Origin of the sequence: Curtobacterium sp. VKM Ac-2852, assembly GCF_013205045.1 — a bacterium.
Taxonomy (GTDB): Bacteria; Actinomycetota; Actinomycetes; order Actinomycetales; family Microbacteriaceae; genus Curtobacterium; species Curtobacterium flaccumfaciens.
Genome location: NZ_JABMLI010000001.1, coordinates 651,746 through 666,219, shown reverse-complemented (window position 1 = coordinate 666,219; position 14,474 = coordinate 651,746). Strand labels below are relative to the sequence as shown.

At 71.9% G+C, this 14,474-nt stretch carries 16 protein-coding genes; 10 read left to right on the top strand and 6 right to left on the bottom strand.

The features are described from left to right. The first annotated feature begins 43 nt into the window (after nt 1–43). The 9 genes from HQQ79_RS03315 (at nt 44) to hemL (ending at nt 7,359) form a co-directional block, all read left to right on the top strand. Nucleotides 44–298 (top strand): hypothetical protein, encoded by a 255-nt coding sequence (locus HQQ79_RS03315; RefSeq protein WP_017887727.1) that lies wholly within the window; start codon nt 44–46, stop codon nt 296–298. Next, nucleotides 295–753 carry a phage holin family protein gene (locus tag HQQ79_RS03310; protein ID WP_173032483.1) on the top strand — a complete coding sequence of 153 codons (459 nt, stop codon included), beginning with the start codon at nt 295–297 and terminating at the stop codon, nt 751–753. Before HQQ79_RS03315 ends, HQQ79_RS03310 begins: the two co-directional genes overlap by 4 nt. Before the next feature lie 41 nt (nt 754–794). Beyond that, complete coding sequence (locus HQQ79_RS03305) at nt 795–1,025, top strand: DUF3618 domain-containing protein (RefSeq protein WP_027467026.1); 231 nt, start codon at nt 795–797, stop codon at nt 1,023–1,025. Nucleotides 1,026–1,093: 68 nt separating this feature from the next. Beyond that, complete coding sequence (gene hemQ, locus HQQ79_RS03300; protein ID WP_228513031.1) at nt 1,094–1,861, top strand: hydrogen peroxide-dependent heme synthase; 768 nt, start codon at nt 1,094–1,096, stop codon at nt 1,859–1,861. Continuing rightward, nucleotides 1,858–3,090: a ferrochelatase gene (locus tag HQQ79_RS03295; RefSeq protein ID WP_027467028.1), complete on the top strand. Its 1,233-nt coding sequence runs from the start codon at nt 1,858–1,860 to the stop codon at nt 3,088–3,090. The genes hemQ and HQQ79_RS03295 overlap by 4 nt, the downstream gene beginning before the upstream one ends. After that, entirely contained in the window at nt 3,087–4,139 is a 1,053-nt protein-coding gene (hemC, locus tag HQQ79_RS03290; protein ID WP_367948049.1) for a hydroxymethylbilane synthase, read from the top strand. Before HQQ79_RS03295 ends, hemC begins: the two co-directional genes overlap by 4 nt. A 258-nt stretch (nt 4,140–4,397) precedes the next feature. Then, complete coding sequence (locus HQQ79_RS03285) at nt 4,398–4,979, top strand: uroporphyrinogen-III synthase (protein WP_367948048.1); 582 nt, start codon at nt 4,398–4,400, stop codon at nt 4,977–4,979. After that, nucleotides 4,976–6,031 carry a porphobilinogen synthase gene (gene hemB, locus HQQ79_RS03280; protein WP_367948047.1) on the top strand — a complete coding sequence of 352 codons (1,056 nt, stop codon included), beginning with the start codon at nt 4,976–4,978 and terminating at the stop codon, nt 6,029–6,031. The genes HQQ79_RS03285 and hemB overlap by 4 nt, the downstream gene beginning before the upstream one ends. Further along, complete coding sequence (hemL, locus tag HQQ79_RS03275) at nt 6,028–7,359, top strand: glutamate-1-semialdehyde 2,1-aminomutase (RefSeq protein ID WP_173032482.1); 1,332 nt, start codon at nt 6,028–6,030, stop codon at nt 7,357–7,359. The genes hemB and hemL overlap by 4 nt, the downstream gene beginning before the upstream one ends. Nucleotides 7,360–7,407: 48 nt before the next feature. Here the strand turns inward: hemL and HQQ79_RS18370 are convergent, their stop codons facing one another. The 6 genes from HQQ79_RS18370 to HQQ79_RS03245 form a co-directional block, all read right to left on the bottom strand. Continuing rightward, on the bottom strand, nt 7,408–8,109 hold the full coding sequence (locus HQQ79_RS18370) for a hypothetical protein (protein WP_216852156.1): 702 nt from the start codon (nt 8,107–8,109) through the stop codon (nt 7,408–7,410). Between the two features lie 100 nt (nt 8,110–8,209). Next, the gene (locus HQQ79_RS03265) at nt 8,210–9,007 is read right to left on the bottom strand and encodes an ABC transporter ATP-binding protein (RefSeq protein ID WP_173032481.1); all 798 of its coding nucleotides are present in this window, start codon (nt 9,005–9,007) and stop codon (nt 8,210–8,212) included. After that, nucleotides 9,004–10,326 carry a hypothetical protein gene (locus tag HQQ79_RS03260; protein ID WP_173032480.1) on the bottom strand — a complete coding sequence of 441 codons (1,323 nt, stop codon included), beginning with the start codon at nt 10,324–10,326 and terminating at the stop codon, nt 9,004–9,006. The genes HQQ79_RS03265 and HQQ79_RS03260 overlap by 4 nt, the downstream gene beginning before the upstream one ends. Nucleotides 10,327–10,331: 5 nt before the next feature. After that, nucleotides 10,332–11,000 carry a GntR family transcriptional regulator gene (locus tag HQQ79_RS03255; protein WP_138802280.1) on the bottom strand — a complete coding sequence of 223 codons (669 nt, stop codon included), beginning with the start codon at nt 10,998–11,000 and terminating at the stop codon, nt 10,332–10,334. 92 nt (nt 11,001–11,092) lie between these two features. Continuing rightward, a complete protein-coding gene (locus tag HQQ79_RS03250; protein ID WP_173032479.1) occupies nt 11,093–12,070 on the bottom strand; it encodes an MDR family oxidoreductase in 978 nt (325 codons plus the stop codon). 317 nt (nt 12,071–12,387) lie between these two features. After that, nucleotides 12,388–13,416, bottom strand: coding sequence for a 6-phosphofructokinase (locus HQQ79_RS03245; protein WP_027467034.1), 1,029 nt, complete (start codon nt 13,414–13,416; stop codon nt 12,388–12,390). A gap of 74 nt (nt 13,417–13,490) precedes the next feature. Between HQQ79_RS03245 and HQQ79_RS03240 the strand changes: the two genes are divergently transcribed. After that, nucleotides 13,491–14,456 carry a DNA-3-methyladenine glycosylase 2 family protein gene (locus HQQ79_RS03240; RefSeq protein ID WP_173032478.1) on the top strand — a complete coding sequence of 322 codons (966 nt, stop codon included), beginning with the start codon at nt 13,491–13,493 and terminating at the stop codon, nt 14,454–14,456. Nucleotides 14,457–14,474 lie beyond the last annotated feature (18 nt).

The window sequence follows — 14,474 nt, the reverse complement described above, 5'->3', positions numbered from 1 at the left end:
CGGTGCATGACCACCGCACAACCAATGCACGGAGGAATCGCACATGCGCGGAAAGCTCCTGTTCGTCGCCGGCGCCGCACTCGGGTACGTCCTGGGATCGCGAGCCGGACGGGCGCGGTACGAGCAGATCAAGACCGTCAGCGGCAAGGTCTGGAACAGCAACGGCGTCCAGAAGGGCGTGCACGTCGCCGAGGACTTCATCGCCGACAAGACCCCGGACGTCGCCGAGTTCATCGGTGAGACGACCAAGAAGGCCGTCCGCAAGGTCGGCCAGAAGAAGGACACCACCACCTCATGACCGACACCCGCGATCGCAAGTCGCGTTCGCTGTTCGGCCTGGTCGGCGACGTCCCGAAGCTCGTCAAGGGCCTGGTCAAGGGCGAGATCGACCTGCTCAAGGCCGAGATGCTCGCGAAGGCGAAGATCTTCGGCCTCGCAGCCGGTCTGCTGGTCGGTGCGCTCGTCGTCGTGCTCTACGCGGTCGGCGTCCTGCTGACCGCAGCCGTGATGGGCCTCGCGACCGTGATGCCGGCATGGCTGGCCGCACTGGTGGTGGCCGTGGTGATGCTGATCATCGCCGCGATCCTCGGCCTGGTCGGCTGGAAGCGCCTGAAGAAGGGCCTGCCGATCACGCCGAAGCGCACGATCGCCAGCGTCAAGGACGACATCAACGCGGTGAAGGGCCTCGGCAAGAAGCCGACCCCGCCGACGCAGTACGGCAGCCGCAAGCCGGACGTCGACGGCCGCTCCTGAGCGCCGACAGCCCCGACAGCCGCACCACCGACGGAGGAACCGTGACCGACCCGCACGACGATCTCGCTGCTCGCGTCGCCGCGACCCGCGCCCAGCTGTTCGACACCCTCGACGCGATCGAGGACAAGCTCAACGTCCCGAAGCAGATCGGGATCGCGGCGTCGAAGTTCAAGCGCGGTCTCGACGAGAAGCCGGTGCCCTACCTGGCCGGTCTCGCAGCCGGCGTGGCGGTGGTCGGGGGTATCGTCGTGATGGTGCTCCGACGGCGGTAGACCGCCCGAGCGCGGTCCACCGGATGCGGGGCGGCCAACACCCTGGCAACCGATAGGACAATGGATCCATGAGCTCCGACGCGCCCACGAACACCGGGCCCGTGCCCGCGCACGACCACCCCCACACGGAACCCGCCGAGACCGGTCACCCGGACTCCGGGATCGACCCGAACCTGCTGACGGCCTACGCCCTCTGGGCAGTGTTCCGCCGGCCCCTCGGTCCGGTCCACCGCGTCGGCGACGACGCCGTGGCCGAACTCGACACCGTGATCGCCAGCGCCGCCGAGCGCGGGGTCACGATCCGTGGCTTCTACGACGTCTCGGCCTTCCGCGCCGACGCTGACGTCATGGTCTGGTTGCACGGCGACGACGCGCAGGCCATCCAGGCCGTGCTGCGCGAGATCCGTCGCACCGGCCTGTTCCAGGACGCCGAGCCGGTCTGGCACGTGATGGCCATGCACCGCGAGGCCGAGTTCAACAAGCGGCACACCCCCGCGTTCCTGCGCGGCAAGGACCCCGAGGCGTGGATCACGGTGTACCCGTTCGTCCGCTCCTACGAGTGGTACCTGCTGCCGGAAGAGGAGCGCTCGAAGATGCTCCGCGACCACGGCATCGCCGGCGCGAAGTACCGCCGCGTGCTCACGAACACCATCGCGACCTTCGCCCTGAGCGACTACGAGTGGATCCTGCCGCTCGAGAGCCCGGACCTCGTCGACCTGGTCGACCTGATGCGCGATCTCCGTTACACCGAAGCGCGCATGCACGTGCGCGAAGAGGTCCCCTTCTTCACGGGTCGTCGCGTGACGACCGCCGAACTCCCGGAGGTGCTGTCATGACCGACACCAGCATGATCACGAACGGCCAGGTCCTCGCCGCCACCCCCGCGGCGGCGTCCGGTCCCGAGCACGTCGAGACCCCGACCGCCTACGACGCGATCCTGCTCGCCGGTTTCGGTGGCCCCGAGGGCCAGGACGACGTCATCCCCTTCCTGCGCAACGTCACCCGCGGCCGCGGGATCCCGGACGAGCGTCTCGAAGAAGTGGCGCACCACTACCGCCACTTCGGCGGCGTGAGCCCGATCAACGCGCAGAACCGTGCGCTCAAGGCCGCGCTCGAGGCCGAGCTGGCGTCGCGCGGCATCGACATGCCGGTCCTCTGGGGCAACCGCAACTGGGAGCCCTACCTCGAAGAAGCCTTCACCGAGGCGGCGGACAAGGGCTACACGAAGCTCGTCGCCATCGCCACGAGCGCGTACTCGTCGTTCTCGAGCTGCCGGCAGTACCGTGAGGACTACGCCCGCGTGCTCAACGAGACCGGTCTGATCGACACCATCCAGATCGACAAGATCCGCCAGTTCTTCGACCACCCGGGCTTCGTCCGCCCGTTCATCGACGGCGTCCGTGACGGCATGGCCCGCGCGATCGCCGAGAACGAGGGCCTCGACGTCGCGACCGAGCTGCAGGTGCTCTTCTCGACGCACTCCATCCCCTCGACCGACGCCGCCCGCTCGGGCCCCGACTACCGCGGGTTCGACGAGCACGGCGCGTACGAGGCGCAGCACCTGGCCGTCGGCGAGGTCGTCCTCGACCAGGCCTGGGCCGAGCTCCTCGAGCAGCCCGAGCACGCCCACCTGCAGGGCACGTCGAAGCCCGCCTGGAAGCTCGTCTACCAGTCGCGCTCCGGCCCCCCGACGCAGCCGTGGCTCGAGCCCGACATCAACGACTACATGAACGAGGACCTCAAGGGCGGCCCGACGCGTGCCGTGCTGATCGTCCCGCTCGGCTTCGTCAGCGACCACATGGAGGTCATGTGGGACCTCGACGAGGAAGCCACCGAGACCGCCGGTGAGCTCGGCTTCTGGTCGCTCCGCACGCAGACCCCCGGCATCGACCCGGCCTACGTGTCCGGTCTCGTCGACCTGGTGCTCGAGCGGGTCAACGGCACGCCCAAGGCCGAGCGCCCGCACATGACCGACATCGGCCCCTGGTACGACGTGTGCCGTCCGGGATGCTGCGAGAACGTGCGAGCGGGGTTCAAGCCCGCCGCCGCGGGCGTCGCTCCGTGACCGACACGACCGTGAACGACCCCAGCGCCACCGGGCCCGACGGCCCGACCCCGATCCGGCTCGGCACCCGTGCCAGCCGGCTCGCCGTCGCGCAGTCGCAGGACGTCGCCGACCGCCTGGCGAAGGCGGCCGGTCGGCCCGTCGAACTCGTCACCGTCACGAGCGAGGGCGACACGAACCGTGCCTCCCTGGCGTCGCTCGGCGGCACCGGTGTCTTCGCCAGCGCCCTGCGTGAAGCGCTCGTCGCGGGCGAGGTCGACGTGCTCGTGCACTCGCTCAAGGACCTGCCGACCGCGCCGTACCCGGGCCTGACGATCGGTGCCGTGCCGAAGCGTGCGGACGCCCGTGACGTCCTCGTCGCCCGGAACGGCGCCACCGTCGACACCCTGCCCGAGGGCGCGAAGGTCGGCACGGGTTCGCCCCGTCGTGCCGCGCAGCTCCGTGCGCAGCGCCCCGACCTCGACGTGGTCGACATCCGCGGCAACATCGACACCCGCCTCGGCCGGGTGGAGGACGACCTCGACGCCGTGGTGCTCGCCGCCGCCGGCCTCGGGCGCATCGACCGCCTGTCGGCCGCCACGGAACTGCTCGACCTCGGCTTCTGGCCGAGTGCTCCCGGACAGGGCGCGCTCGCGGTGGAGATCCGCTCGGACGAGACCGACCGTGGGCTGCTCGCCGCACTCCGCAAGATCGAGCACGCCCCCACCCGCCTGACGGTGACGGCCGAGCGCGAGGTCCTCGCCAAGCTCGAGGCCGGCTGCTCCGCCCCGATCGGTGCGACGGCCGTCGTGGACGCCGAACTGCTGCTCGTGTCCGCGACCGTCTACCGCCCCGACGGCACCGAGTACCGCACCGCGTCGCACGCGGCCGTGCTCGACGGGTCGGCGCAGGAGCGTCTCGACGAGGCGCTCGCAGTCGGCGGCCGCGTGGCGACCGAGCTGCTCGAGAACGGCGCTGCCGACCTCGCCGACCTGGCGACCACGGTCGCCGAGGACACCACGGACGGGCCGTACACCGCGGGTCCCGGCCTCGCGACGCCGGCCGAGTAGGCGGTCACCACGGAACCCTCCACCACAGCGACGGACGAGGCGCGACCCCCGGTCGTCCTCGTCCCGCGTGGCGGTGCGTGGGGGGACCGGGTCGCCGAAGCGGCGCGGGCCCGAGGGCTCGCGCCCGTCGTCGTCCCCCTCATCACGGACGCTCCGCCGTACGACCCCTCCGCGCTCGACGCTGCGGTCCGGCGCCTGGTCGCCACCGGTGCGGTCGGGAGGAGCGGATCGCCCGCTGCGGTCGGCGACCGAACCCCTGTGGCTGGTTATGCATGGGTGGTGGTGACCAGTGCGACGGCCGTGACGGTCCTGTCGGAACGCGTAACGGGCCTCCCGGCCGGGGTGCGCGTCGCTGCGGTCGGCGAGCCGACCGCCCGTGCCGCGCGCGCTGCGGGCTGGGCCGTCGACCTGGTGCCGGACGAGACGTCCGCAGCCGGCCTGGTGCAGGAGTTGCCGGACACCGACGGCACCGTGCTGTTCCCCCGCTCCGAGATCGCGGCACCCACGCTCGTCGACGGCCTCCGTGCCCGCGGCATCGACGTGGACGACGTGGTCGCGTACCGTACCGTGGGGACCGGCGACGAGCCGATCACCCTCGAGACGGCGCCCGCTGCGGTGCTCGTGACGAGCGGCAGCGTCGCCCGCGAGATCGCCCGCCGGATGACCCCGCTCGACCCCCGCACCATCGTGGCCTGCATCGGCCCCGGGACCGCGACCGACGCCCGTGCGGCCGGACTGCCCGTGCACGCCGTCGGACGCACCCGGTCCGCAGAAGCCCTGCTCGACGCCGTCGTCGAGGCACTGAACCCAACCACCCCCCACCAGGAAGGTCACCCGTGACTGGACGCTTCCCCCAGGTCCGCCCCCGTCGGCTGCGCGCCACCCCCGCGATGCGACGACTCGTGGCCGAGACCCGGCTCCACCCCGCCGAGCTCGTGCTGCCGATGTTCATCCGCGAAGGCGCGACCGACGCCGTGGACATCTCGAGCATGCCGGGGGTGCAGCAGCACTCCCTCGACTCGTTCCGCCGCGCGCTGGTCGAGGCCGCGTCGGTCGGTGTGGGTGGCGTGAACCTGTTCGGCGTCCCGACCACGAAGGACGCCGAGGGCTCCGGCGCGACCGACCCGGACGGCATCCTCAACGTGGCCATCCGGGTGGCCAAGGAAGAGGTCGGTGATGCCCTCGTGGTGCAGTCCGACCTGTGCCTCGACGAGTTCACCGACCACGGACACTGCGGTGTGCTGGCAGCCGACGGCTCCGTCGACAACGACGCCACCCTGCTGCGCTACCGCGACATGGCGGTCGCGCAGGCCGAAGCCGGGGCCGAGCTCGTCTGCATGAGCGGCATGATGGACGGCCAGATCGCCGCCGCACGTGACGCCCTCGACGGCGCCGGGCACAGCGGCACCGCGCTGCTCGCCTACGCCGCCAAGTACGCCTCGGCGTTCTACGGGCCCTTCCGCGAGGCCGTGTCGTCGTCGCTCGTCGGCGACCGCCGCACGTACCAGATCGACGCCGCGAACGGTCGACAGGGGCTCCGAGAGGTCGAGCTCGACGTCGACGAGGGCGCCGACATCGTGATGGTGAAGCCCGCGATGAGCTACCTCGACGTGCTCGCCGAGACCGCTGCGACCTCGCCGGTCCCGGTCTGGGCGTACCAGATCTCCGGCGAGTACGCGATGATCACCGCAGCAGCGCAGAACGGGTGGATCGACCGCGACGCCGCCGCGATGGAGTCGCTCGTCGGCATCAAGCGCGCCGGTGCCGACGCGATCCTGACCTACTTCGCCGTCGATATCGCGCGGAAGCTCAACGAGGAAGCGGGCCTCCGCACCTCGGGCAGCACCGCGGACGTCGCCGGCATCGCCTCGACCGGGAAGGCCCCCGAATGACCACGAACGACCAGCTGTTCGGCCGTGCCAAGAACGCGATCCCGGGTGGTGTGAACTCCCCGGTCCGCGCCTACGGATCGGTCGGCGGTACCCCGCGGTTCCTGGTGTCCGCGAAGGGCGCCTACGTCACCGACGCCGAGGGGCGCGAGTACGTCGACCTCGTCGCGTCGTGGGGTCCCGCGATCCTCGGGCACGCCCACCCCGGCACGGTCGAGGCGGTGCAGCAGGCCGCCGCGCGCGGACTGTCGTTCGGGGCGTCGACCCCGGGTGAGACCGAGCTGGCCGAACTCGTCAAGCAGCGGGTGTCGGTGGACGGCGACGGCCCCATCGAGAAGCTCCGCATGGTGTCGACCGGCACCGAGGCCACGATGACCGCGATCCGGCTGGCCCGCGGCTACACCGGTCGCGACCTGCTCGTGAAGTTCGCCGGGCACTACCACGGGCACTCGGACTCCCTGCTGGCCGAGGCCGGCTCCGGCGTCGCGACCCTGGCCATGCCGGGCAGTGCGGGCATCACCGCCGAGACCGCCGCGCAGACCCTCGTGCTGCCGTACAACGACCTCGACGCCGTCCGCCGGGCCTTCGACGAGCACTCCGAGCGCATCGCCGCCGTCATCGTCGAGTCCGCCGCCGCGAACATGGGCGTCCTGGCACCCGAGCGCGGCTTCAACCGTGCCCTGGCGCAGATCACCCGGTCGCACGGGGCCCTGCTCATCGTCGACGAGGTCCTGACCGGGTTCCGCGTCGGTGCGGCCGGCTGGTGGGGCCTCGAGGCGTCGAAGGTCGTGCCGGACGGCGCCGGGTGGAAGCCCGACCTCATCACGTTCGGCAAGGTCATCGGCGGTGGCATGCCCCTCGCCGCACTCGGCGGTCGGCGCGAGGTCATGGACTTCCTCGCCCCGCTCGGGCCGGTGTACCAGGCGGGAACCCTGTCGGGGAACCCGTTGGCCGTCGCCGCCGGCATCGCCACGCTGCGGGCCGCGACGCCGTCCGTGTACGAGTCGCTGAACCGCACGGCTGCGGTCATCTCCGCGGCCACGTCGGACGCCCTGTCGGCCGAGGGCGTCGCCCACACCGTGCAGCGCGCCGGCAACCTGTTCTCGTTCGCGTTGACCGAGCAGGCACCGCGGAACTACGACGACGTGCGGGCGCAGGACGTGTTCCGCTACGCGCCGTTCTTCCACGCGATGCTCGACGCCGGGGTGACCCTGCCGCCGAGCGTCTTCGAGGCGTGGTTCGTCACGGCCGCACACGACGACCGCGCGGTCGGACGGATCCTCGACGCCCTGCCCGCGGCCGCGAAGGCTGCTGCCGCCGCGACCGCGTGACGGGCGCGGAGGCTGCTGCCGCCGCGACCGCGTGACGGGCGTCGGGGCTCAGGAGCAGTCGGCCTTCGTGAAGGTCGTGTCGACGGTCTTCGACGAGCCCTCGAACTTGTAGGTGTACCGCATGTCGACGTCCTCGTCGAGCAGCTTCTTCGTCTCGCTGTTCGAGCAGAGGTTCGGCCCGACGGCGTCGCGGATGGCCCCCTCGGTGATCGAGGCCGGGTCCACGTTCGACGACACCGTGTAGTCGTAGTGGATCGCGGCGCCCTCGGCCTCGATCCCGGTCCACGTCGTGACGGAGTCGACCTGCTTGGGCAGGTCGCTCTGCTCGCGGATCTGCTCGACGGCCTTCGAGACCTTCTCTTCCGTGGAGTCACTGAAGGCCGCGTTGAGGCCCTGACGGACGAGGAACGCCACCACCACGGCCACGACGACGCCGAGCACCGAGATCAGGACGCGCTTGCCGCGGGAGGACGACTTGGGCGGGGGTGCGTAGGGAGCGGCTCCGGCCGGGGCCTGGTAGGGCTGGCCGGCGGGCTGCTGCTGCTGGTACGGCTGGCCGACGGGCGGCTGCTGCTGCGCGGAGGGCTGGCCGGCGGGCGGCTGCTGCTGCTGCTGCTGCTGCGCGTACGGCTGGCCGGCGGGCTGCTGCTGGGGCTGGCCGGCGGGCTGCTGCGGGTACTGCTGGCCGTTCGGCTGGCCCGTGTTCGGCTGCGGTTCCGACCCCGGGTAGGGCGGCGGCGTGTTCGTCATGGTTCCCCCTGGTGACGGTCCGCGGCGTGACACCGTGGTGCGGTGCCGGGGTCCCTCCCCGACACGGGCCGCGGACACTGAACGGCCATTCAAGCACGCGTCAGGCGGATCGGCGTGCCGCCCAGCGCCCTTCCGACCGCAGGATCGCGAGCGGGAAGTCGAACGCGTGCGACACCGCCGACGACGTGATGACCTCGTCCGAGGTGCCCTGGGCAACGACGGCGCCGTCGCGGAGCAGCATCGCGTGCGACGTCGAGGCCGGCAGGTCCTCCAGGTGGTGGGTCACCATGACGCTGCCCAGCTCGGGGTGCCGGTGCCGCAGCGTGTCGACGGTCTCGAGCAGGTGCTCCCGTGCGGCGACGTCGAGACCGGTCGCCGGCTCGTCGAGCAGCAGCAGCTGGGGTTCGGACATCAGGGCACGGGCAATGAGGGCGCGTCCCCGCTCACCCTGCGACAGCACCGGCCAGTGGGCGTCCCGTCGCGCGGTGAGTCCGACGTCGGCGATGTGCTGCTCGGCGAGCGCGACCTGCTCGGCCGAGGGTTCCCACCGCATCATGAGGTCCGTCGTGCCGGTCAGCCCGGTGAGCACCGTCTCGAGCACCGTGAGCGGCGAGAGCATCCGGTGTCGGGGGTCGACGTGGCCGATGTGCTCCCGGAGTTCCCGGACGTCGACGCGTCCGAGGCGGCGACCGAGGAGCTCGACCGTACCGGCGGTGGGATGCCCGGTCGCGCCGAGGACGGCGAGCAGCGTGGACTTGCCGGCACCGTTCGGTCCGAGCAGCGCCCAGTGCTCCCCGCGCCGGACGGTCAGGTCGACGTCGTGCAGCAGGTCGCGGCCGGAGCGCGTGACGCGGACCCCGGTGGCGTGGATCAGGACGTCGTCGTGCGCGTCGGTCATGACCCCATCGTGCCCCACCGCGCCGTGACGTCGTCCACGTGCGCCCGTGCGACGTCGACGAACAAGCGAGCTGCGAGCCGAGCGGTCCCGACGGCACCGCTGCCGGCGGTGGCGTCGAGCGAGAGCCAGAGTGCCTCCGCGTCCCACTGCCGGAACGCTGGAGCCTCGGGCAGTGCGTACGCGAGCCTGGACATCACGAGGCGTAGCGCCGCACGCGTCCAGCGGTTGCCGGACTGCTCGGACAGGAACCGGGTGACGGCGAAGGCGCTCTCGGTGTAGCGGTGGTCGCGGACCTGGCCGTCGGCGCGGGCGCGTTCCACCAGCCGGTGGAACTCGTCGAGCGCCGGACCGTCGAGGCCGGGCAAGACGCGGACGGTCGCGTGGGCGAACACCCCGCTGATCAGCTCCATCGTGTCGCGCCAGGTGGTGAGCGACGGCTCGACGACACGGTACCCACCGCCGCCACCCTCGACCAGGCCGAGGTCGTGCAGCCACCGGACCGCTTCGAGCACCGCCTGGGGCGGGGCTCCCGTCCGGACCGCCAGGCCCTCGAGCGAGTGCGTCGACCCCGCTGGCAGCGAACCCGAACGCACGTCGCGGAGGAGCGCGCGGTGCACGGAACCCGCGCGCCGTTCGGAGGCGTCGTCGGCCGGTCGACTCGTCCGGGGGACCCCGATGTTCCGGCGGTGGACGTCGAACAGATCGTCCAGCACCTCGGCTGCCGCGGCGGCGTCGGCCGGGTCGCCGGTGTCCAGCGCCCGGGTGGACGTGGTGAACCAGGCGTCGACGTCGTGGACCGACCAAGCCCGGGTCGGCACGCGGGCCCAGCGCAACCGCTCGAACGCCCGATGGCCGAGGTCGCGGACCAGGGCGTTCGGGCAGTGGTCGAACCAGAACTGGCAGGTGGCGGAGAAAGCCGTGGGGCGCTCCGGCAGCCGCAGGGCCGCGGTCAGCGCGGCACGTGCGACCAAGCGCTCGTACTCGCCGCGCTGCTCGGCGGTGAGCGTCGGGATCGTGGTCCGGAGCGCCGGGCCGATCAGCGCGATCCAGTCGTCGAGCGCATCCGACAGGTCGGCGTCGGACAGTTCCTCGTACAGCCACGTGTCGTCCGGACGTCGGGTCAGTAGCCCCAGGTCCTCCAGACGTGCGGCCGCACCCCGCACGTGGCCGCGCGGGACGGCCCATGCCCAGCGCAGCGCGTCGAGGTCGACGGCGACGGGTCCGCGGGGCCCGGCGCGGACATGGGCGAGCAGCGCCTCGTACGCGTCGTCGTTCGACACCGCCCACGGGTCGGCGTCACCCCACTCGCCGTCGACCACGGGGATCAGCCGCGGTCGGCGCGGACCGCCTCGATGTGCTGTTCGAAGTTGCGGGTGAGGGCTCGTCCGGCCTCGGCAGCGCCTTCGCCGTCGCGCTCGGAGAGGGCTTCGTGCAGGATCGAGAAGAACGCCTCGGACCCGTACTGCTCGAACGCCGGCGTGGGGTTGAGCGTGAAGCGGACCCGCTCCATGGCGCCGACGGCCGCGTTCTGCACCAGGGGGTTCCCGGAGTGCTCGACGGCGAACTCGATGATCTCGGTGAGGGCGCCGCTGAAGCCGTAGTCCCGCACCTTGCGCATGCGGTCGGCCTTGTCGAGCAGCACGGTGAGGGCTTCGACGTCCTCGTCGCTGTACTCGGGGACGCCCCAGCGCAGGCTGAGCTCGAAGAACCCGGCGGTGGCGCGGGTCGCGATGACCCAGTCCTCGAAGGTCGGGGTGGCGACGCGGGTGTACCGGTTCGCCTCCATCTCGACCAGGCCGATGTCGACGAGCTTCGCGATGGCCTCGCGGATCGGGGTGCGACTCACACCCAGCCACTGGACCAGCTCGTCGTCGTTCAGGCGCTCGCCGTGCTGCAGCGTGCCGTCGCGCAGGGCCGCGAGCATCTTGTCGTAGACGACGTCGCGCAGGAGCTTCCGGGGAGAACTCTCCACGGTGGACTTGGGGACCGGCATGTCATCTCCTCGAGGACGAAATCGACACTCGAAATCCTAGCGTGCCAATATGCAAACGTTTGCTAAATCAACCGCTGGAGAAGCTTTCCGGATCAGCCCGCCACGGCGACGACCGTCCGGCCGTGCACCCGGCCTGCGACGACCTCGGCCCCCACCTCGATGGCCTGCTCGGGCGTGACCGTGCGGGTGACGTCAGCCAGGAGCGCCGCGTCGAGGTCGGTCGCGAGCCGGTCCCACGCTCGACGTCGGAGCTCGAGCGGGGCATCGACGGAGTTGATCCCGAGCAGCGAGACCGACCGCAGGATGAACGGCAGCACGGTCGTCGGCAGCGCTGAGTCCTGCGCCAGCCCGCACGCGGTCACCGCACCGCCCCACCGGGTCGATGCCAGGACGTTCGCCAGCGTGGCCCCGCCGACGCTGTCCACCGCTCCGGCCCAGGTGGCGCGCTGCATCGGCTTGCCCGGCTCGGACAGGGTGCCGCGGTCGACCACCTCGGTCGCCCCGAGCCGACGGAGCGAGTCCGTGTTGGCGGCGCGACCGGTCGACGCCGTGACGCGGTACCCGCGGGCCGCGAGCAGTGCGATCGCCACGGTGCCGACCCCGCCGGACGCCCCGGTCACCAGCACCGGCCCGTCGTCCGGTGCGACGAAGCGCTCGAGCGCCAGCACGCTGAGCATCGCCGTGAACCCCGCGGTGCCGATGGCCGCCGCGAAGGAGTCGTCGATCGTCTCGGGCAGCACGACGAGCGACCCGGACGGCACCACGGCCTGCGTTGCCCAGCCCCCGTGCCGGGTCTCACCCAGGCCAGCGCCGTTCAACACCACCCGGTCACCGATCGCGACCTCGTGCACGCCCGGCCCGAGCCCCGACACCGTGCCGACGACGTCGATCCCCGGCACGAGTGGATCGAGCCGGGCGACGCCGGGGTTCCGCGCGAGGGCCAGGCCGTCCTTGTAGTTGACGCTCGAGTACGTGACGTCGACGAGGACCTCGCCCTCGGCCGGATCCGGCAGGTCGACGTCGGTGACGCTGGGCGGGGCTGTACTGGACACGAGGACGGCGCGGGTCATGCGCCGGACGCTACCCTGGGCCTCCCGGCGGCCTGCCCGTTCTTTCCCAGAACGCGTGCGATGCCTGGTGGATTCGGGCGTACCGGGGCAGAACAACCGACCAGGTACGCCCGATTCGACCAGGTACACCCGATCTGACTCGGCGCAGAGTCGGCGGGCTCGTCGGGGTGTCCGTTCTTTCCCAGAACGCGTGCGATGCCTGGTGGATTCGGGCGTACCGGGGCAGAACAACCGACCAGGTACGCCCGATTCGACCAGGTACGCCCCAGCCCCGCCTCAGCCCCGCCCCCAGCCCAGCCCCGCCCCCAGCAGCGCACTCAGCCGAACATGATGGCGGCCTCGTCGAACCGCGCCTGCGGCACGGTCTTGAGCTCGCCGAGCGCCTCCTCGAACGAGACGTGCTCGATCTCGGTGCCCCGGAGGGCCACCATCCGGCCCCAGCGCTCCTCGACGACCGAGTCGATCGCCGCCAGCCCGAGCCGGGTCGACAGCACCCGGTCGTACGCGGTCGGCGTGCCACCACGCTGGATGTGCCCGAGGGTCGTGGCCCGCGTCTCGATGCCCGTCATCTCCTCGATGAGCGGCGCGAGGCGCTCGCCGATGCCACCGAGTCTCGGGCGCCCGAAGGCGTCGAGCCCGCGCTCCGTGTGCGCCGTGTCCTCGTGGTCGGGGACGAAGCCCTCGGCCACCACCACGAGCGGTGCGCGACCGCGGTCGTACGCGGCCCGCACCCACTTCGCGATCTGTTCCATGCTCGTCTTCTGCTCGGGGATGAGGATCGCGTGCGCGCCCGCGGCCATGCCGGAGTGCAGCGCGATCCAGCCCACGTGCCGGCCCATGACCTCGGCGACCATGCAACGTGAGTGCGACTCGCCGGTGGTGCGCAGGCGGTCCATCGCCTCGGTCGCGATGGCGACGGCGGTGTCGAAGCCGAAGGTGTAGTCGGTCGCGCCCAGGTCGTTGTCGACCGTCTTCGGCACGCCCACGATCTTCAGGCCGGCGTCGGTCAGGCGCTTCGCAGCGGCGAGGGTGCCCTCGCCGCCGATCGCGACGATCGCGTCGATCCCGTGCCGCTGCAGGGTCGCGGAGATGTTCTCGACCCCGCCGTTGGGGCCCTCGAACGGGTTCGTGCGGCTCGTGCCGAGGATCGTGCCGCCCTGTTTCGCGATGCCCTGGATGTCCTTGCGACCGAGCGGGACGATGTCGCCGTCGACCACTCCGCGCCACCCGTCGCGGAAGCCGACGAAGTCGTGTCCGTAGATGGCGATGCCCTTCAGGACGATCGCGCGGATGACCGCGTTCAGGCCGGGGCAGTCGCCTCCGGAGGTGAGGATGCCGATGCGCATGGAAACTCCGTCGTCGGGTGGTGGGGAATCAGTGCCCATCATGACTGACGGTGGTTCCGCATTACCATCCCCGTGTGTCCCTGCTCGCTTCCGCCGCCGTCGACGCCGCTGGTGCGTCCGGTGACGCGTCTCGCGTCGACACGGTGTACCGGCCTGGAGGCGCGGTGGACGTCGCGTCGACCCTGCGGCCCCTGCAGCGCGGCTCCGGCGACCCGGCCTTCCAGGTGGTCGGCGGCGTCGTGTGGCTCGCGCTGCGCACGCCCCGTGGTCCCGCTTCCGTGGCGATCCGGCGGGCCGGCGACACCATCGCGGTGTCGGCGTGGGGCAGCGGAGCCGCGTGGGCGGTCGAGCACGCACCCGATCTGCTCGGACGCGGCGACGACTGGTCGTCGTTCGACGTCTCCGGCAACGAGTTCCTGGCCGCGGCACGACACCGGCAGCCCGGGCTCCGGCTGCTCCGCACGAACACCGTGGTCGCGATGCTCGTGCCGGCGATCATGGAGCAGAAGGTGACCTCGCGCCAGGCGTGGGGCGCGTGGCGGTACCTGCTCCGTCGGCACGGCACCCCGGCGCCCGGTCCGGCACCCGCGGGCATGATGGTGCCGCCGGACGCTCCGACGTGGGCGCGGATCCCGAGCTGGGAGTGGCACCGGGCGGGCATCGAACCGGGGCGCTCGGCCACTGTGATGCGCGCCGTGAAGCTCGCGCCGGCACTCGAACGGACCCTGGTGCACGGCCGCGGCGGCGAGGTCGTGTCCACGAAGCTGCGGTCGATCCCCGGGGTCGGTCGGTGGACCGCCGCCGAGACCGCCCAGCGCTCCCACGGCGACCCGGACTCACCGAGCGTGGGGGACTTCCACGTGCCGGCGCTCGTCGGGTGGGCACTCACTGGCGCCCCGGTCGACGACGACGGGATGCTCGAGCTGCTCGAACCCTGGCGCGGGCACCGGGAGCGTGTCGTGCGGTTGATCGGCGGCTCCGGGTTCCGGAAGCCGTCGTTCGGGCCGCGGATCACGATCCAGGACCACCGGCGCCACTGAGCACGTCTGTCGGGCGGG